At 51.3% G+C, this 19,092-nt stretch carries 17 protein-coding genes; 9 read left to right on the top strand and 8 right to left on the bottom strand.

The features are described from left to right. Positions 1 to 2 precede the first annotated feature (2 nt). The 3 genes from ssuD to ssuE are packed head-to-tail and all read right to left on the bottom strand — an operon-like array spanning position 3 to position 2,687. Entirely contained in the window at positions 3 to 1,148 is a 1,146-nt protein-coding gene (ssuD, locus tag ACU8YC_RS08380; RefSeq protein WP_252838069.1) for an FMNH2-dependent alkanesulfonate monooxygenase, read from the bottom strand. Further along, positions 1,145 to 2,119 (bottom strand): sulfonate ABC transporter substrate-binding protein, encoded by a 975-nt coding sequence (locus ACU8YC_RS08375; protein ID WP_278238774.1) that lies wholly within the window; start codon positions 2,117 to 2,119, stop codon positions 1,145 to 1,147. The genes ssuD and ACU8YC_RS08375 overlap by 4 nt, the downstream gene beginning before the upstream one ends. Next, positions 2,112 to 2,687: an NADPH-dependent FMN reductase gene (gene ssuE, locus ACU8YC_RS08370; RefSeq protein WP_278238775.1), complete on the bottom strand. Its 576-nt coding sequence runs from the start codon at positions 2,685 to 2,687 to the stop codon at positions 2,112 to 2,114. Before ssuE ends, ACU8YC_RS08375 begins: the two co-directional genes overlap by 8 nt. A 242-nt stretch (positions 2,688 to 2,929) precedes the next feature. On the opposite strand from ssuE, the gene pyrD reads away from it, so the two are divergent. Together pyrD and zapC are read left to right on the top strand one after the other, a co-directional pair. After that, on the top strand, positions 2,930 to 3,940 hold the full coding sequence (gene pyrD, locus ACU8YC_RS08365) for a quinone-dependent dihydroorotate dehydrogenase (RefSeq protein WP_016152472.1): 1,011 nt from the start codon (positions 2,930 to 2,932) through the stop codon (positions 3,938 to 3,940). Between the two features lie 165 nt (positions 3,941 to 4,105). Beyond that, the gene (gene zapC, locus ACU8YC_RS08360) at positions 4,106 to 4,648 is read left to right on the top strand and encodes a cell division protein ZapC (protein ID WP_151217940.1); all 543 of its coding nucleotides are present in this window, start codon (positions 4,106 to 4,108) and stop codon (positions 4,646 to 4,648) included. On the opposite strand, the gene ACU8YC_RS08355 is transcribed toward zapC, so the two are convergent. Further along, positions 4,645 to 5,751 (bottom strand): YcbX family protein, encoded by a 1,107-nt coding sequence (locus tag ACU8YC_RS08355; protein WP_151217941.1) that lies wholly within the window; start codon positions 5,749 to 5,751, stop codon positions 4,645 to 4,647. The genes zapC and ACU8YC_RS08355 overlap by 4 nt on opposite strands. 98 nt (positions 5,752 to 5,849) lie before the next feature. Here ACU8YC_RS08355 and rlmKL point away from each other — a divergent pair, with 98 nt between their 5' ends. From rlmKL to rmf, 6 genes are all read left to right on the top strand, one after another. Beyond that, a complete protein-coding gene (gene rlmKL, locus ACU8YC_RS08350; RefSeq protein WP_210904902.1) occupies positions 5,850 to 7,958 on the top strand; it encodes a bifunctional 23S rRNA (guanine(2069)-N(7))-methyltransferase RlmK/23S rRNA (guanine(2445)-N(2))-methyltransferase RlmL in 2,109 nt (702 codons plus the stop codon). Positions 7,959 to 7,970: 12 nt separating this feature from the next. After that, the gene (locus ACU8YC_RS08345) at positions 7,971 to 9,878 is read left to right on the top strand and encodes an ABC transporter ATP-binding protein (protein ID WP_446895205.1); all 1,908 of its coding nucleotides are present in this window, start codon (positions 7,971 to 7,973) and stop codon (positions 9,876 to 9,878) included. 14 nt (positions 9,879 to 9,892) lie between these two features. Beyond that, a complete protein-coding gene (gene pqiA, locus ACU8YC_RS08340; RefSeq protein WP_151217944.1) occupies positions 9,893 to 11,146 on the top strand; it encodes a membrane integrity-associated transporter subunit PqiA in 1,254 nt (417 codons plus the stop codon). Positions 11,147 to 11,150: 4 nt separating this feature from the next. Beyond that, positions 11,151 to 12,791 (top strand): intermembrane transport protein PqiB, encoded by a 1,641-nt coding sequence (gene pqiB / locus ACU8YC_RS08335; protein ID WP_151217945.1) that lies wholly within the window; start codon positions 11,151 to 11,153, stop codon positions 12,789 to 12,791. Then, positions 12,788 to 13,351 carry a membrane integrity-associated transporter subunit PqiC gene (gene pqiC / locus ACU8YC_RS08330; RefSeq protein ID WP_151217946.1) on the top strand — a complete coding sequence of 188 codons (564 nt, stop codon included), beginning with the start codon at positions 12,788 to 12,790 and terminating at the stop codon, positions 13,349 to 13,351. The genes pqiB and pqiC overlap by 4 nt, the downstream gene beginning before the upstream one ends. 256 nt (positions 13,352 to 13,607) lie before the next feature. Then, a complete protein-coding gene (gene rmf, locus ACU8YC_RS08325; protein ID WP_003035871.1) occupies positions 13,608 to 13,775 on the top strand; it encodes a ribosome modulation factor in 168 nt (55 codons plus the stop codon). 107 nt (positions 13,776 to 13,882) lie between these two features. On the opposite strand, the gene fabA is transcribed toward rmf, so the two are convergent. Next, the gene (fabA, locus tag ACU8YC_RS08320) at positions 13,883 to 14,401 is read right to left on the bottom strand and encodes a bifunctional 3-hydroxydecanoyl-ACP dehydratase/trans-2-decenoyl-ACP isomerase (protein ID WP_003035875.1); all 519 of its coding nucleotides are present in this window, start codon (positions 14,399 to 14,401) and stop codon (positions 13,883 to 13,885) included. A gap of 68 nt (positions 14,402 to 14,469) precedes the next feature. Continuing rightward, entirely contained in the window at positions 14,470 to 16,230 is a 1,761-nt protein-coding gene (locus ACU8YC_RS08315) for an AAA family ATPase (RefSeq protein ID WP_446895204.1), read from the bottom strand. A 185-nt stretch (positions 16,231 to 16,415) separates the two neighbouring features. Here ACU8YC_RS08315 and matP point away from each other — a divergent pair, with 185 nt between their 5' ends. After that, positions 16,416 to 16,868 carry a macrodomain Ter protein MatP gene (gene matP / locus ACU8YC_RS08310; RefSeq protein WP_151217948.1) on the top strand — a complete coding sequence of 151 codons (453 nt, stop codon included), beginning with the start codon at positions 16,416 to 16,418 and terminating at the stop codon, positions 16,866 to 16,868. Between the two features lie 96 nt (positions 16,869 to 16,964). On the opposite strand, the gene ompA is transcribed toward matP, so the two are convergent. Continuing rightward, positions 16,965 to 18,023 (bottom strand): porin OmpA, encoded by a 1,059-nt coding sequence (gene ompA / locus ACU8YC_RS08305; RefSeq protein ID WP_151217949.1) that lies wholly within the window; start codon positions 18,021 to 18,023, stop codon positions 16,965 to 16,967. Positions 18,024 to 18,380: 357 nt separating this feature from the next. Further along, positions 18,381 to 18,890, bottom strand: coding sequence for an SOS-induced cell division inhibitor SulA (sulA, locus tag ACU8YC_RS08300; protein ID WP_151217950.1), 510 nt, complete (start codon positions 18,888 to 18,890; stop codon positions 18,381 to 18,383). Positions 18,891 to 19,092: the final 202 nt, after the last annotated feature.

The following is a 19,092-nucleotide window of genomic DNA, read 5'->3' as shown; positions in this document are numbered from 1 at the left end:
CCTTAGCTTTGTGCGACTTTGCGCGGGATGAATTCATTCGCAACCGCTTCGCCTTGCTGTTGCAGGCGCTGTGGTTGCGGAATTTCGGGTATCGCGACATCCAGATGTGGGAACAGCAGCTCACCAACCTTGTACGCTTCTTCCAGATGCGGATAGCCGGACAGCACAAAGCTGTCGATTCCCAGCGCGGCATACTCGTTAATACGCGCTGCGACCGTAGGACCATCTCCAACCAGGGCGGTCCCTGCGCCACCGCGCACCAGTCCTACTCCTGCCCACAGGTTCGGGCTAATTTCCAGTTTGTCGCGCTTACCGTTGTGCAGTGCAGCCATTCGCTGCTGACCAACCGAATCCGTTTTTGAGAAGGCGGCCTGGGCTTTGGCGATGGTGTCGTCATCCAGATGGGCTATCAGACGATCCGCAGCCTGCCACGCCTCTTGCGTTGTCTCTCGTACGATCACATGCAGACGAATACCAAAGCGGATCTTGCGCCCGAGCGCCGCCGCTTTGGCCCGTACTTGTTCAATCTTCTGTTTCACCTGTTCAGGCGGTTCGCCCCAGGTCAGGTAGAGATCAACCTGCTCGGCAGCCAGATCTTGTGCGACATCAGACGAGCCGCCGAAATAGAGTGGAGGATGCGGCTGCTGGATCGGCGGGAAGAACAGTTTTGCCCCGCGGACATGAATATATTTGCCGTTGAAATCCACGGTTTCACCTTGCAGTAAGCGTCGCCAGACCTGAGTAAATTCGCCAGAGGCTTCATAGCGCTCGGTGTGATCGAGGAACACGCCGTCGCCAGCCAACTCCTGCGGATCGCTACCGGTCACCAGGTTAAATAGCGCCCGACCATTAGAAAGCCTGTCGAGCGTTGCTGCCTGACGCGCGGCAACCGTCGGTGAGGTGACGCTTGGACGCAGCGCGACCAGAAATTTTAATCGCTGAGTCACCGGGATCATCGAGGCGGCCACCAGCCAGGCATCTTCGCAGGAGCGTCCGGTGGGGATCAGCACACCGGTAAATCCCAGACGATCGGCCGTTTGCGCAATTTGTTGCAGATAACCATGATCGACCGGGCGCGAACCCTCTTCCGTTCCAAGATAATGACCGTCACCGTGGGTGGGTAAAAACCAGAACATGTTCAGACTCATAATTTTTCTCCTGCCTGCTGAGTGGGTTGCCAGATACGCTGGCGAATATCGATTTTTTTCGGCACCAGACGGTTGTCATAAAACAGATCGGCGGTTTGTTGCTGCAATGCGGCAACAGAGTCGCTGATGAGGGTAATGGTGGTTGGCGGGCGGTGATCCAGATAGGACGCAATCACCGGTTCGGGCAGACCCATGGTTTTAGCCAGCAGGGTGATGCTTTGCTGGCGCTGGCTGAGGGTTAACGCATCGGCCTGGCTAAAGGTATTCAGTACGCCAAGAACAAAAGCGCCATTTTTCTCGGCATAAGGACGAGCGGCGAGATAAAACGAACCGGTCTGCTTCAGATCTGAGCCGTCTTTGAGCACGCGCACATCACCTTGCAGTAACGCGGCGGAATAGTAGGGATCCCAGATAGCCCATGCCTCAACGTTTCCTTGCTGGAAGGCCGCTCGCGCATCGGCGGGGGTCAGATAAGTCGGTTGAATATCGGTAAATTTCAGCCCGGCCTGTTGCAGCGCTCGGAGCAGTAAATTGTGGGCGCTTGACCCTTTCTGGAATGCGACTTTATGTCCTTTAAGCTGCGCGACGTTCTGAATCGGGCTATCTTTTGGCACCAGAATCACTTCAGCTTTCGGTTTGGGGGGCTCAACGCCCACGTACACCAGATCGGCTCCGGCAGCCTGGGCGAATATTGGTGGAATGTCACCCGTACTGCCGAGATCGATACTGCCGATATTCAAGGCTTCCAGCATTTGCGGCCCTGCCGGGAACTCAACCCACGAGATTTTGGTCTGTGGATAGCGCTTTTCCAACAATTGATGGCTTTTTGCCAGCACCATACTGACGCTTCCTTTCTGATAGCCGATACGCAGGGCATCGGGCGCAGACTCTGCGGCATACGCCAGCGTTGACAGTGACAGCAACCCGGCCAGTGCGAGCCATGATCTGTGGCGCTTGAGCAAATTAAGCATGGGCAGTACCCCGCAGTGTGTTCAGTTGGGGGCGTTGGATATCGCGACGATGCAATGCCAGCCAGAAGGTGGCGAGTGCACTGTCCAGGCGCTGCTGCAGGTTGGGCGTAAACTGCGGTTTATGCTGATAATCGATGACCTGTGAATCATCGGCAAATACGCCGTGCAGGATCTCCTGGGCTTTTAACGTACTTAGTACCGGTTTCAGCGCGTAATCGACGGCCAGTAAATGCGCCACGCTGCCACCGGTCGCCAGCGGCAACACCACTTTTCCTTCCAGCGCCCGCTCGGGAAGCAGATCGAGCAGCGTTTTCAGTACGCCAGAGTAAGCGGCTTTGTAGATCGGCGTGGCGACAATCAGCCCGTCAGCATCCTGCAATTGTTCGCTGAATGTCTTCAGCGTCGGACTATCAAAACGGGCACAGATGAGGTCTTCCGGGGCAAAGTTATGCAGGTTCCAGTGAAAGACTTCGACATCCTGACCATTGAGTTTTTCTCGGGCATATTCCAGTAACGCGCTGGAGCGAGAGGGAAAGCGTGGGCTTCCCGCCAGAGTAATGACGCGCATAATTTTAATCTCCGCTTATAACTAATTGTTTGCTTTTGTTTAACATTGATAACAATTTTTGCAGTCTGGCAGAGAGGCTCTGTTTATCGAAATGATTTATGCGGGATAGAAAAGTTGAAAAATGGATAAAATGAGTGAGACAGGAAAACGATTGCTATTTATTGCCGCAGGTCAATTCCCTTTTTGCTCACGATCGCACATAATACGCCCCCGGTTTGCACACCGGGAATCCAGGAGAGTTCATGTACTACCCCTTCGTTCGTAAAGCCCTTTTTCAGCTCGATCCAGAGCGCGCTCATGAATTGACATTCCAGCAATTACGTCGCATTACCGGCACGCCGCTTGAAGCGCTTGTCCGCCAGAAGGTACCTGCAAAACCGGTTACCTGTATGGGGCTGACGTTTAAAAATCCGCTCGGGCTTGCTGCCGGACTGGATAAAGACGGGGAGTGTATTGATGCGCTCGGCGCGATGGGATTCGGTTCCATTGAGATTGGTACCGTAACGCCGCGTCCTCAGCCGGGTAACGATAAACCGCGTCTGTTCCGTCTGGTTGATGCAGAAGGTTTGATCAACCGCATGGGGTTTAATAACCTGGGTGTTGATAACCTGGTTGAGAACGTTAAAAAATCGCATTTTGACGGTATTCTGGGGATTAATATTGGCAAGAATAAAGATACCCCGGTAGAGAATGGCAAAGATGACTATCTGATTTGTATGGAAAAAGTCTATGCTTATGCGGGTTATATCGCGATTAATATCTCTTCACCGAATACACCGGGATTACGTACGCTGCAATACGGTGAGGCGCTGGACGATCTCCTGACGGCAATTAAAAATAAGCAAAATGATCTTCAAGCGATCCACCATAAATATGTTCCGGTGGCGGTAAAGATCGCGCCGGATCTTTCTGTGGAAGAACTGATCCAGGTTGCTGACAGTTTAGTTCGGCATAATATTGATGGCGTAATTGCGACTAACACCACGCTCGATCGCTCTCTCGTTCAGGGAATGAAAAATTGCGATCAAATGGGGGGTCTTAGCGGGCGACCATTGCAATTAAAAAGTACAGAAATTATTCGCCAGTTGTCTCAGGAATTAAAAGGTCAACTGCCGATTATCGGAGTTGGTGGTATCGACTCGGTCATCGCCGCACGTGAGAAAATAGCTGCCGGTGCTTCACTGGTGCAGATTTATTCGGGCTTTATTTTTAAAGGTCCGCCGCTGATAAAAGAAATCGTCACCAATATCTGAATGCTACCTTAATCACAATCCAGGGCTTTATTTCTGGCCCTGGTTGTTTTATATTCCTTTACTGTTGCTTATTTAAACATTCTGAGCTTTTATTATTAAGGCAATAAGCGAAGCGGCAAAAGGATACTGTCGTAATGGCGATGATTAAGGAAAGGAGAGAAACTGATGCGAATTAAACCCGACGATAACTGGCGCTGGTATTATGATGAAGAGCACGATCGTATGATGCTCGATTTAGCCAATGGCATGTTATTCCGTTCGCGTTTTGCTCGTAAAATGCTCACTCCCGATGCATTTTCACCGTCGGGTTTTTGTGTTGATGACGCCGCGCTTTATTTTTCCTTTGAAGAAAAATGTCGCTATCTGGATTTAGCCAAAGAACAAAAAGCGGAACTGGTGCTCAATGCACTGGTGGCGATTCGTTATCTTAAACCACAAATGCCAAAAAGCTGGCACTTTGTCGCGCACGGTATTAACTGGTCGCCAACCGTGGGTGATGCCGCCTGTGTGGATTTAAGCGATACCGATGAACAGGTAAACCTGTTAGTGGTCGAGCCGGGTGAAAACGCCGCGCTTTGTCTGCTTGCACAACCTGGCGTGGTTATTGCTGGAAGAACCATGCAGCTTGGTGACGCGATTAAAATAATGAATGACAGACTGAAACCGCAGGTCGTTGTTGACAGTTTCAGCCTTGAGCAGGCGGTTTAACTCTCCAGCCTGATTGTCGTTTTCGGAACACAACTGCAGCACAGAATTGTCCCGTCATCTCCTATCGCTGATTTTTTCAGCGGGTTAACTTCGCCTTCTACCAGTCGAATTCGACAACATCCGCAAATCCCTGCCCGACATGAATAGGGAATCCGGATACCCTGATTTTCCAACTGTTCAAGCAATACCTGTTGATTATTGCCACGGAAGGTCTGCCCCTGCCAGTCAATCAGTACCGTGGCATCAGGCTGTTGTTCCTGTGCGGTATCATCTGACTCCGCCGCGCCGTATGCTCTGGCGGGGCCGGTTGCCAAAATTTCGACGTCATCGCCAACGCGAATCACGCCGCTGTTGCGCGCGATGAGATTCTGGCCGAAATCAACATCGCCGTTATCCACGGCCGTGCGGAAAGTTTGCAGCGTGGCGAGCGGCTCGCCAGACGGATGTTTCTGGCCTTTCTCTGGGCTGACGGTGGTGAATATGCAGCGGCTACAAGGTTTTGCCACATCAAAAATGACGTCGCCAATGCGAATCACTTTCCAGGTATCTTCTTCCCAGGCGCCAGCCCCTGAAATCACCAGATTAGGGCGAAACTGTTCCATTTTCACGCTTGCCGGGCAGCGTTGCTGCAGATCGCGCAGCGACGCTTCATTGGTCAGCAGGTAGGGATAACCGTCGGCGAAGGATAAAGGAACATCATCGTGGCGCTTCACCCTACGCGTCAATTGTGGGCCAACCCAGCGCAGCTGCACGTCACGGGAGAAAAAGCTGCTCAGCCATTGGTTGATAGCGGATGGCGCGATACGCGCGGTAAAATGGTTTCCCCACACTTCTGTCGGCGCATCCTGGGTGGCGAAATCGGCAAATCGCACCAGCGCGCTGCTGCCGTCTGGCGCCGTAAGATGCAGTCCATCGTGGAAAGGGGAAGGGGTAAAGCGGACCATTTGCGGGAACTGTCGGGCAGTAATGAACGTTCCGTCGGCTTCGGTAATCATAAATATACGGTCAAAGGCGAGGCCGCTGACGTCTGCCAGGGCGTGCGTGAGCCCAATTCCACGCATAGATTTAACCGGATGAATAAAAAGTCGGGTCAACGTTACCACTGTACAGCCCCTCGAGCGAAAATAAGCCTTCAACTTTATGACATACAGCCCATATTAGCTATAATGCGCAGCAATTTTATTGGAGTAAAAGTGACATTATGAATTCTCTGTTTGCCAGTACGGCCCGCGGGCTGGAAGAGCTGTTAAAAACTGAACTGGAAAACCTCGGCGCGCTGGAGTGCCAGGTCGTTCAGGGTGGGGTCCATTTTAAGGGCGACACGCGGCTTGTTTACCAGAGCCTGATGTGGAGCCGCCTGGCCTCGCGCATTATCCTGCCGATGGGAGAGTGCAAGGTCTACAGCGATCTTGATCTGTACCTCGGTGTTCAGGCAATCGACTGGACAGAGATATTTAATCCTGGTGCGACGTTTGCCGTCCATTTTAGTGGCCTGAACGAGACCATTCGTAACAGTCAGTACGGCGCGCTGAAGGTCAAGGATGCGATTGTCGATGCCTTCACCCGTAAAAATCTGCCGCGTCCAAATGTGGATCGTGAATCTCCGGATCTGCGCATCAACGTCTGGTTGAACAAAGATACCGCCAGCATTGCGCTCGATCTTAGCGGTGACGGTTTGCATCAGCGTGGTTATCGCGATCGCGCTGGCCAGGCGCCGATCAAAGAGACGCTGGCTGCGGCCATCGTTATGCGTTCTGGCTGGCAGCCAGGCACACCGTTGCTCGATCCGATGTGCGGCTCCGGCACGCTGCTGATTGAAGCTGCGATGTGGGCAACCGATCGTGCGCCGGGCTTGCACCGCGGGTACTGGGGTTTTAGCGGTTGGGCGCAGCACGATGAAGTCGTCTGGCAAGAAGTCAAAGCCGAAGCACAGGTGCGTGCGCGTAAAGGGCTGGCTGACTACTCCTCGCATTTCTATGGTTCCGACAGCGATGCGCGGGTAATTGAAAAAGCGCGCAGTAACGCCCGCCGCGCGGGTATTGCCGACCTGATGACGTTTGACGTTAAAGATGTTGCCAAACTGAGCAATCCGCTGCCGAAAGGACCGTATGGTACGGTTATCAGTAACCCACCATACGGCGAACGTCTGGATAGCGAACCGGCGCTGATAGCCCTGCACAGCCTGCTGGGGCGGACGATGAAAAACCAGTTTGGCGGCTGGAATTTGTCGTTGTTTAGCGCCTCGCCGGATCTGCTCAGCAGCCTGCAATTACGTGCCGACAAGCAGTTCAAAGCGAAAAACGGCCCGCTGGATTGTGTACAGAAGAACTATCACGTTGCAGAGACCACCGCGGACAGCAAGCCAGCCACGGTCGCGGAAGATTATGCCAACCGCCTGCGCAAGAACATCAAGAAGCTGGAAAAATGGGCGCGCCAGGAAGGCATTGAATGCTATCGCCTGTATGACGCTGACCTGCCGGAATACAATGTTGCAGTTGACCGTTACGGCGACTGGGTTGTGGTTCAGGAATATGCTCCGCCGAAGACAGTTGATGCACAAAAAGCACGTCAACGCCTGTTCGACATTATCGCCGCAACGCTGTCGGTACTGGAAATCGCGCCGAATAAACTGGTGCTGAAAACCCGTGAACGGCAGAAAGGGAAGAATCAGTATCAGAAGATGAATGAGAAGGGTGAATTCATTGAGGTAAGCGAGTACAACGCGCGCCTGTGGGTCAACCTGACAGACTATCTTGATACCGGTTTGTTCCTCGATCATCGTATTGCACGCCGCATGCTCGGTCAGATGAGTAAAGGTAAGGATTTCCTTAACCTGTTCTCCTACACCGGCAGCGCCAGCGTACATGCAGGATTGGGCGGTGCGCGTAGCACCACGACGGTTGATATGTCGCGCACCTACCTGGAATGGGCGGAGCGTAACCTGCGTCTGAATGGCCTGAGTGGCCGCGCGCACCGTTTAATTCAGGCCGATTGCCTGGGCTGGCTGCGCGAAGCCAATGAACAGTTTGATCTGATTTTCATCGATCCGCCGACGTTCTCTAACTCAAAACGTATGGAAGACTCGTTTGACGTACAGCGCGATCATCTGGCGTTGATGAAAGATCTAAAACGCCTGCTGCGTAAAGACGGCACAATCATGTTCTCCAACAACAAACGTGGATTCCGTATGGATCTCGACGGTCTGGCAGCACTGGGATTGAAAGCACAAGAAATTACTCAAAAAACGCTTTCCCAGGATTTTGCCCGTAACCGTCAGATCCACAACTGCTGGCTGATTACCGCAGCCTGAAAGGAAAATTAAATGTCATTAATCAGTATGCATGGTGCATGGCTGTCGTTCAGCGATGCGCCGCTTCTCGATAATGCTGAACTGCATATCGAAGATAACGAGCGCGTCTGTCTGGTTGGCCGTAATGGCGCAGGCAAATCGACGCTAATGAAGATCCTGAATCGTGAACAGGGTCTTGACGATGGGCGTATTATTTATGAGCAGGATCTGGTTGTGGCGCGTCTGCAGCAGGATCCGCCGCGCAACGTGCAGGGTAGCGTCTACGATTTCGTCGCTGAAGGAATTGCAGAACAGGCAGTTTACCTCAAGCGTTATCACGATATCTCGCATTTGGTGATCGCCGATCCGAGTGATAAAAACCTTCAGGAACTGGCGAAGGTTCAGGAACAGCTGGATCACCACAATCTGTGGCAGCTGGAAAACCGTATTAATGAAGTACTGGAACAGCTTGGCCTTGAAGCAGACATGGAGCTGGCATCGCTTTCCGGCGGCTGGCTACGTAAGGCGGCGCTGGGCCGCGCGTTAGTGAGTAACCCGCGCGTATTGCTGCTGGATGAACCGACGAACCACCTGGATATTGAAACCATTGACTGGCTGGAAGGGTTCCTGAAAACCTTCAATGGGACAATCATTTTTATTTCCCACGACCGTTCGTTTATCCGCAATATGGCGACGCGCATTGTCGATCTTGACCGCGGCAAGCTGGTTACCTATCCGGGTAACTACGATCAGTATCTGCTGGATAAAGAAGAAGCATTACGCGTAGAAGAGTTACAAAACGCGGAATTTGATCGCAAGTTGGCACAGGAAGAAGTCTGGATCCGTCAGGGTATCAAAGCGCGTCGTACGCGTAACGAAGGTCGCGTGCGTGCGCTGAAAGCCATGCGTCGCGAGCGTGGTGAACGTCGCGAAGTGATGGGCACAGCGAAGATGCAGGTCGAAGAGGCAAGCCGTTCTGGCAAGATTGTCTTTGAGATGGAGAATGTTGATTACCAGGTTTACGGAAAGCAACTGGTGAAAGATTTCTCCGCGCAGGTGCAGCGTAGCGACAAGATCGCGCTAATCGGACCTAACGGCTGCGGCAAAACTACGCTGTTGAAGCTGATGTTAGGTCAGCTTCAGGCTGACAGTGGACGCATTCATGTTGGAACTAAGCTGGAAGTGGCATATTTCGATCAGCATCGCGCCGAACTGGATCCGGATAAAACCGTGATGGACAACCTTGCTGAAGGTAAGCAAGAGGTGATGGTTAACGGCAAACCCCGCCACGTGCTGGGCTACCTTCAGGATTTCATGTTCCATCCGAAACGCGCGATGACGCCAGTACGCGCGCTCTCTGGCGGGGAACGCAATCGCCTGCTGTTGGCGCGTTTGTTCCTGAAACCCAGCAATTTGTTAATTCTCGATGAACCCACGAACGATCTGGACGTCGAAACGCTGGAACTGCTTGAAGAATTGATTGATAGCTATCAGGGCACCGTGCTGCTGGTGAGCCACGACCGTCAGTTTGTCGATAATACCGTGACCGAATGCTGGATCTTCGAAGGCGGCGGTAAAATTGGCCGTTATGTCGGCGGTTATCATGATGCGCGCAGTCAACAATCGCAGTATGTGGCGTTTAAGCAGCCAGTTGCGAAAAAAACAGAGGAACCTGCTGCTCCTAAAGCAGAAATTGTCAAACGCAGCACCAGCAAACTAAGCTATAAACTGCAGCGCGAACTGGAGCAACTCCCCGCGCTGCTTGAAGAACTGGAAGCTAAGCTGGAAGCCTTACAGGCTCAGGTTGCTGACGCCACGTTTTTCAGTCAGCCGCACGAGCAAACGCAGCAGGTATTGGCTAATCTGAACGAAGCGGAACAAGAACTTGAGCAAGCCTTTGAGCGCTGGGAGTATCTTGAGTCTTTGAAGAATGGCGCATAATTAAAGGAGCACATATGTGCGAACATCACCATGCCGCGAAGCATATTTTGTGCTCGCAGTGTGACATGCTGGTGGCGTTACCTCGCCTGGAGCATGGTCAGAAAGCGGCATGTCCACGATGTGGCACTACGTTAACCGTTGAGTGGGACGCCCCCCGGCAGCGTCCCACTGCCTATGTTTTAGCCGCACTATTTATGCTGCTGCTGTCAAACCTCTTTCCCTTTGTGAATATGAACGTCGCAGGGGTGAGTAGTGAAGTGACACTGCTGCAAATTCCGAGCGTGCTCTTTTCTGAAGATTACGCCAGTCTCGGCACCTTCTTTATCTTATTCGTACAGCTGGTTCCGGCCTTTTGTCTGCTGACGATCCTGCTACTGGTAAACCGCGCTCAGATGCCTGATCGGCTTAAAGCATGGCTGGCGCGTATTTTGTTTCAGTTAAAAAGCTGGGGAATGGCAGAAATCTTCCTCGCGGGCGTGCTGGTGAGCTTTGTTAAGCTGATGGCCTATGGCGATATCGGCGTAGGTAGCAGCTTCATCCCGTGGTGTTTGTTTTGTGTACTCCAGTTGCGGGCGTTCCAGTGTGTGGACCGCCGTTGGCTGTGGGATGATATTGCTCCTATGCCAGCTATCGAACAGGAATTAAAGCCTGGTGTGCCTGGAATCCGGCAGGGTTTGCGCTCTTGCTCTTGCTGCACTGCTATTCTTCCCGCTGACGAATTAGTATGTCCGCGATGTCAGGCCAAAGGTTATGCGCGGCGTAAAAACAGTCTGCAATGGACGTTGGCATTACTGTTTACGTCTATCATGCTTTATCTTCCTGCCAATATTCTGCCGATTATGATCACCGACCTGCTCGGGTCAAAATTGCCATCGACGATCCTTGAGGGGGTAGTTTTAATCTGGAGTGAAGGTTCTTACCCGGTGGCAGCGGTTATCTTTATTGCCAGTATTATGGTGCCGACCTTAAAAATGATCGCGATTGCCTGGTTGTGTTGGGATGCTAAGGGGCACGGCAAACGCGACAGTGAACGGATGCATTTTATTTATGAGGTTGTAGAATTTGTTGGTCGCTGGTCAATGATCGACGTTTTTGTAATTGCCGTACTCTCTGCGCTGGTGCGCATGGGGGGGTTAATGAACATTTATCCTGCAATGGGTGCTTTGATGTTTGCTTTAGTCGTCATTATGACAATGTTTTCTGCGATGACATTTGATCCGCGTCTGTCGTGGGACCGTGAACCAGAACCAGATCATGAGGAGTCCTGACAGCATGGAATCTAAAAGTGGGGAAGCCAAAGTGCAGAAGGTAAAAAACTGGTCTCCGGTATGGATATTCCCAATCGTCACTGCGCTCATTGGTGCATGGGTGCTGTTTTATCATTACAGCCATCAGGGACCAGAAGTTACGCTGATCACCACCAATGCCGAAGGCATTGAGGGGGGGAAAACGACAATTAAGAGCCGCAGCGTAGATGTCGGCGTCGTTGAAAGCGCGACCCTGACAGATGATTTGACCCATGTGCAGATTAAAGCCCGTCTTAATTCCGGTATGGAAAAGCTGCTGCATAAAGATTCTGTCTTTTGGGTGGTGAAGCCGCAGATAGGGCGTGAAGGTATCAGCGGTCTGGGTACGTTGTTGTCTGGGGTATATATTGAACTGCAGCCCGGCAATAAAGGCAGCAAACTGGAAAATTACCAGTTGCTGGACTCGCCGCCGCTGGCGCCGCCGGATGCCAAGGGGATCCGTGTGGTGCTTGACAGCAAAAAAGCCGGACAGCTTAGTCCGGGCGATCCAGTGTTATTCCGTGGATACCGCGTAGGTTCTGTTGAGACCAGTACCTTTGATCCGCAAAAGCGAAGCATTAGTTATCAACTTTTCATCAATGCGCCTAACGATCGCCTGGTCACCAGCAATGTGCGCTTCTGGAAAGACAGCGGGATCGCGGTCGATCTGACGTCTGCGGGAATGCGTGTAGAAATGGGATCCCTGACGACGCTGTTTGGTGGCGGCGTGAGTTTCGACGTCCCAGAGGGGCTGGACCAGGGGCAACCCGTCGCGGAAAAAACCGCGTTTAATTTGTACGACGATCAAAAGAGTATTCAGGATTCTCTGTATACCGACCATATCGATTATCTGATGTTCTTTAAGGATTCTATTCGCGGTTTACAGCCGGGCGCGCCGGTAGAATTCCGTGGGATCCGTTTAGGAACCGTCGGCAAAGTGCCTTTCTTTGCGCCAGGTCTACGCCAGGCATTCAATGACGATTACCGTATCCCGGTGTTGATTCGTATTGAACCGGAACGTCTGAAAGCGCAGCTTGGCGAGAGCACCGACGTGGGGGCGCATCTGACGGATCTGCTGAACCGTGGGTTAAGAGCTTCTCTGAAGACCGGGAACCTGGTAACAGGGGCACTGTATGTGGATCTGGACTTCTATCCTAAAGATCCACCGTTAAAAGGCATTCGTGAGTTTGACGGCTACCAAATCATTCCGACCGTGAGTGGAGGGCTGGCGCAAATCCAGCAGCGTCTGATGGAGGCGTTGGATAAGATTAATAATCTGCCGTTGAACCCAATGATTGAGCAGGCGACTACGACTCTGTCGGAAAGTCAGCGCACGATGAAACATCTGCAAACTACGCTGGATAACATGAATAAGATTACTTCCAGCCAGTCAATGCAGCAGCTTCCGGGGGATATGCAGAACACATTGCGCGAACTGAATCGGAGTATGCAGGGCTTCCAGCCGGGCTCCGCTGCCTACAACAAGATGGTGGCAGATATGCAACGTCTTGATCAGGTTCTGCGTGAGCTGCAGCCGGTACTGAAAACGCTGAACGATAAGAGCAACGCGCTGGTGTTTGAAGCGAAGGATAAAAAAGATCCAGAGCCGAAGAGGGCGAAACAATGAAAAAGTGGCTAATGGTGATGATGGCGGTCTGGCTGACGTCATGTAGCTCCAGCGGAGAAAATAAAAGCTATTACCAGCTTCCTATTGCACAGGGTGGGGTACAGAGCACAACTAACCAGGGGAATCGTCTGTTGTGGGTTGAGCAGATTTCGGTACCTGACTACCTGGCGGGTAATGGCGTGGTATACCAGACCAGCGATGTAAAATACGTGATCGCCAATAATAATCTCTGGGCCAGTCCATTAGACCAGCAACTGCGTAACACGCTAGTGGCGAATCTCAGCACCCAATTACCGGGATGGGTTGTTGCTTCTCAACCATTGGGAAGCGTACAGGACACTCTTAACGTCACCGTGACAGGCTTCCAGGGGCGCTATGATGGGAAGGTAATTGTAAGTGGGGAGTGGTTGCTGAATCATCAGGGTCAGTTAATTAAACGTCCGTTCCACATCGAAGCGGTGCAGACTCAGGATGGTTACGATGAAATGGTGAAGGTGCTGGCCAGTGCCTGGAGCCAGGAAGCGACGGCTATTGCTCAGGAGCTGAAACGCCTGCCTTAAGCTTAAATAATTGTAAATTATGCCGCCTCTGGTTCATTGCCCGGGGCGGTTTTTTTTATTTTTTTAGCCGTGGAGATAGCTGTTCTGACTGACTATTTTTGTACAAATGATTTTTCGGGTAGCTCACAAATATGACACTGGCGTGAATTTTGCGCATTGACGGGTCTGATGTTTAGGGGTATTCGTTTAGTGTGATTGCACACTTAGTAATCACTGTTTTCTTTTCCACCAGACCTAAAGATGAGGGAAACGAGGCATGAAGAGACAAAAACGAGATCGCCTGGAACGGGCACATCAACGTGGTTATCAGGCCGGCATTGCCGGACGCTCAAAAGAAATGTGTCCCTATCAGACGCTGAATCAGAGGTCATACTGGCTGGGAGGCTGGCGAGAAGCCATGGGGGATAGGGTTTTAATGGCCTGATTCTGTCTCTTTAGATAAAAGAAACCTCCGCAGAGCGGAGGTTTCGCCTTTTTGCCCACCAGACAAGACGAATAAACGTTAATGACTGGCAGATACACGGACCTGGATTAGAACGCGGAAGTATCCTGGAACAGACCCACTTTCAGATCGTTTGCGGTATAGATCAGACGACCATCAACCAGCACTTCACCATCAGCCAGGCCCATGATCAGGCGACGGTTAACGATGCGTTTGAAGTGAATGCGGTAAGTCACTTTCTTCGCGGTCGGCAGAACCTGGCCGGTGAATTTAACTTCGCCTACACCCAGCGCGCGGCCTTTACCTTCGCCACCCAGCCAGCCGAGATAGAATCCAACCAACTGCCACATGGCATCAAGACCCAGGCAGCCTGGCATCACCGGATCGCCGATAAAGTGGCATCCGAAGAACCACAGGTCCGGGTTGATATCCAGTTCAGCTTCAACATAACCTTTGTCAAAGTTGCCGCCGGTTTCGGTCATCTTGATGACACGGTCCATCATCAGCATGCTTGGTGCAGGCAGTTGTGGCCCTTTTGCGCCAAACAGCTCACCGCGACCAGAGGCAAGAAGGTCTTCTTTTGTATAGGATTCGCGTTTATCTACCATGTTCTCTGTAAGCCTTATTTTATTGAAGCACGCAGGATAGCTAACACGTGTACGCTGAACAAGTCCGATCAGTTCGGAAGAATCCAGTTCAGCCAACGTAGCGGCCAGGGAAAACGGTGACGACCTTCCTGTTGCGTTGCCGTAGCAATACGCTCCTGGATAGTTTGCATCAACGTTGTCTGACCTTCACCATCCCACACCAGATTTAACAACAGTGGCAGCGCATCGGTCACGTCGTCCACCGCCCAGATAGTGAATTTTTCTTCTTCTACAGCCTGTAGCAGCGTGGGCTGCAGGCTCAGATGTCTGACATTAGCTGAAGGAATAATAACGCCCTGCTTGCCGGTCAGCTCACGCTGCTGGCAGATGGCGAAGAAACCTTCAATTTTCTCGTTCAGACCACCAACAGGTTGCGCGCGACCAAACTGATCGACAGAACCGGTAATGGCGATGCTTTGATTAACAGGAACGTCGGCGAGGGCGCTAATCAATGCGCACAATTCGGCCATGGATGCGCTGTCGCCGTCGACTTCGCTGTACGATTGCTCAAAGGTCAGTGAGGCGGAGAAGGGGATTTGCTGTTCAAGCTGGAGTTCCGACATCAGGAACGCCTGCATAATCATCATGCCCTTGGCATGAATATTTCCGCCGAGCTCGGCTTTGCGCTCAATATCCGTAAATTCGCCATCGCCAATATGCACCACACAGCTGATACGTGAAGGCTCACCAAACGCGCGCGGATGTCCAGGGAAATCAATCACCGACAGGGCGTTAATTTGGCCAATACGCTCGCCTTCCGTCTCAATAAGGATCTGTTCCTGAAGGATCTCATCTTGCATACGTTCAGCCAGGAAACCTTCCCGCCATTCTCGCTGAGCTAGCATCAGGCCAAACTGCTCAGCGTTGCAGGTGTCGCTCTCGCATAACGGAGCCACTTCTTTGAACTGCCGGATTATCCATAATGGATTAAGCGGCAATGTATCCTGTTCGCCGGTGTAGCGCACGGCTTCACGAATCAGTACCTGCCAGGCATCAGGAGCGGGATAAGGTAAATGGTTACGCGTAGCGGTATGCGTTACCCACTGACACCACTGCGTCATGGTTTCGGCATCCACTATCTGTAGATTATCTTCAAACTCGCTATAAATAGCCTGCTCAGCCAGTTCTGGCTCCATTTCCTGGAAGTCTGCCAGTGATTCACGTTCACCCACTAATACCACTTTCAGTTTGAGCGGCATAGGTGGAACGGAGACAGGAAGTGGGCGCGACTCATCAAAAGCTACCCAGTCAAAACGCTCGTGGCTGACAATGGCTTTCAGGCGCATCCACAGCAGCGGCTGGGCCAACAGCGTGCGCAATGAAATAACCAGCACGCCACCGTTAGCCTGATGTACAAGTCCTGGCTGCAGGGTCACTTCGCCATTGAACTGACGCAGGCAGCCAAATAGCTGTTCGGCTTCAACCCAGTCAGCGCTGACTACCTGAGTTAACGTTGCAAAATTGTCTTCTGCTTTCTCAGCTGTACGATAGCGAATAGTGTGACCGGAGATATCATAATGACCTCCGGTCAGGCTTCCGGCATCCGTGTGCAGCGTACGTGCTGCTGCTGCAATAAGGTTGAGATACTCAAGCTCTTCCGGCGCTTTTACCAGCATGAACGAGGACGTCGTCCAGTGCTGAAGAAGCTGCTCTAACGCAAATTGTAAACGCGGTTGAGTATCGCTAAGTAAGGTGTCGGTGTCGTCAGTGACGTGCGGCTGTGCAAATACTTCCTGATAACTGTCGGTATCAGGAACCAGATCACGCCATGCAAGTTTCGTAATGGTCAAAGTTGATGTTTTTTAGTCTGTTGTAAAAAACGCGATTATACCGTAACCATCATCACTGCACACGTGGAAAGCGCCGGGAAACGAATGTGATGACGCGCGGCAGTTCACAGGCTGGATATTCTTTTCTTCAGATGCCGAAAAAGCTGATATTCTGATAAGAGTTACACGGTAACATTGAGATCGCAATGAAATATCAACAACTTGAAAACCTTGAAAGCGGCTGGAAATGGAAGTATCTGGTGAAGAAGCATCGTGAGGGGGAGTTAATCACCCGTTACGTAGAGGCCAGCGCTGCCAAAGAAGCCGTTGATTTATTGCTAACCCTCGAAAATGAACCGGTTCGGGTCAATACCTGGATTGAAAAACACATGAACCCGGCGCTGCTAAATCGTATGAAACAAACCATACGAGCAAGGCGTAAACGGCATTTTAATGCTGAGCATCAGCATACGCGCAAAAAATCAATCGATCTGGAATTTATGGTCTGGCAGCGCTTAGCTGGGCTTGCGCAGCGGCGTGGTAAAACGCTTTCTGAAACTATTGTGCAACTCATTGAAGATGCAGAGCATAAAGAGAAGTACGCGAACAAAATGTCGACATTGAAGCAGGATTTACAGGCGTTGCTGGGAAAAGAATAGCGGTAGGGTGTGGTTCGGCGTAACGTTCTGGTGCGTTTTTAACGAAAAACAGCTGAAAAAAACCCCGCAAAGCGGGGTTTTTTACTAGACGATAACTTAAGCCTGAGGCTGAGTTACAACGTCTTTGATACCTTTAACTTCGATCTCAACACGACGATCCGGAGCCAGGCAGTCGATCAGTGCAGCGCGAGCTTTCACGTTGTCACAGGTGTTGCCAGTAACCGGGTTGGATTCGCCCATACCACGTGCAGAGATTTTGTCAGAAGGAATACCTTTAGAGATCAGGTAATCAACAACGGACTGAGCACGTTTCTCGGACAGACCCTGGTTGTAAGCGTCAGAACCGATGCGGTCAGTGAAGCCCAGAACCACTACGGAACCGTCTTTCGGATCCAGGTTGCTCAGCTGGCTGTACATCTGGTCCAGAGCCTGCTGGCCTTCTGGTTTCAGAGTTGCTTTGTTGAAGTTGAACAGAACGTCAGACTTCAGAGTGAAGTGTTTGGTCTGTACTTCTGGAGCTGGAGCCGGAGCCGGTGCAACTACTGGAGCTACAGTTTCCTGACCGAAACGGTAAGAAACGCCAACGCTCAGCAGGCCGTTATCCGGACGACCACCAACGGTGTTCGCGTCACCGATGTTGTTGGTCCACTGGTATTCCAGACGGGTAGCGATTTCAGGAGTAATTGCATACTCTACGCCACCAGCGAATACTGGGGATACACCAGTGTCGTGGTCTTTGAAACCTTCGTTGTTTTTAGCGTCTGCACGCCAAACCATACCACCCAGACGGGTATAAACGTCCAGATCGTCAGTGATTGGGTAACCCAGTTTAGCGGTCAGCTGAACGCCCTGAGCTTTGAAAGCGCCGTTTTGATGAGTAGCGTCGGTGTAGCCTTTGTACGGCATACGACCTAACCAGTCGTAACCCATTTCAAAACCAACGTACGGGTTAACCTGATAACCACCGAACGCACCAGCACCCAGTTGGCTTTCGTGGGTAGGACCGGCGTTGTTGATCTGGTTGTTACCAATGTCATGGTACTGAGACCAGCCCATTTTAGCACCAGCGTACCAGGTGTTATCTTTCGGAGCGGCCTGCGCCACGGTAGCGAAACCAGCCAGTGCCACTGCAATTGCGATAGCTGTCTTTTTCATTTTTTGCGCCTCGTTATCATCCAAAATTCGCCATGAATATCTCCGAAGAGAGATAACACGGTTAAATCCTTCACCCGGGGACCAGTTCAATAGTTACTCTACCGATATCTGCGGCTTATGCCGAGCACCCCTGGCGATGTAAAGTCTACAACGTAGTTGAAAACTTACAAGTGTGAAGTCCGTCAGGCATATGAAAAAAAAAGGCTTGTATACACAATATTTAACATTTTTGGATGAATAAATGTACTGAGGATATCCTGAAAACCGCTTCAGACAAGCGTTCTCACGAAAAACCCGTTAAGGCTCAAAACCAAATTGAGACATGAAAAAAAATTCCAGGATAAATCCTAATTTTACTTAATGATACAAATTCGAGTGAATTTTTAGCCCGGAATGCTGTCTCCCCGCAAGTGTCTGAGCGCGAACAGGACGCATAATAAACCCCATCGCATTACCTTCATCTGCCGCTTTTACCAGTTCGGCATGTTCATCTTCGGTTAACTCCTCCGTCAGCCAGCCGATAACGACGCTGTAGTTGCCCGTGCGCAGTGCTCGAACCATAGATTCCAGCGTATTGCAGGGAGAGAGCTGACTAATTTGCATGACTTTCGTCAATGGAAGCCCGGCCGACTGTACCCACTCCCGACTTAATTTTTGCTGAGGTGTCAGCCACAGCTGCCAGCGGGATTGCTGCCCTAACTGTTGCAGGAGTGGAAGCAGCAGGAGCTGTGTCATCATGGGCTGGTCTTCGCGATAGACCACTTCACTGATAAGCCCAGTGGTAGCGTTCTCTGACGACACGCGCGCAATGCTGCTTGATGCAGAAGAGAACGACGAAGAACGATTTGCATAACCTGAAGTGTACATAATCAATCCAGCCCTGTGAGTTACTGTATGGATATACAGTAACCCTGCCATCAATAAAGATCAACCTTATTTTCGGAAACAGGTTCGCAATTTTTAGTCGCCGTCACGGGAAAAATTAAATTCATCTTGCCCCATTCGAATAAGTTGCCTATTTTCGTCATTAACGGATCTGCTACTGAAAATCATTTGGTTACGTTATGAT

The sequence above is a fragment of the Citrobacter sp. VF227 genome (assembly GCF_052950715.1).
Note: the sequence above shows the minus strand (reverse complement) of the source record. Positions and strands in the feature narration are given on the sequence as shown.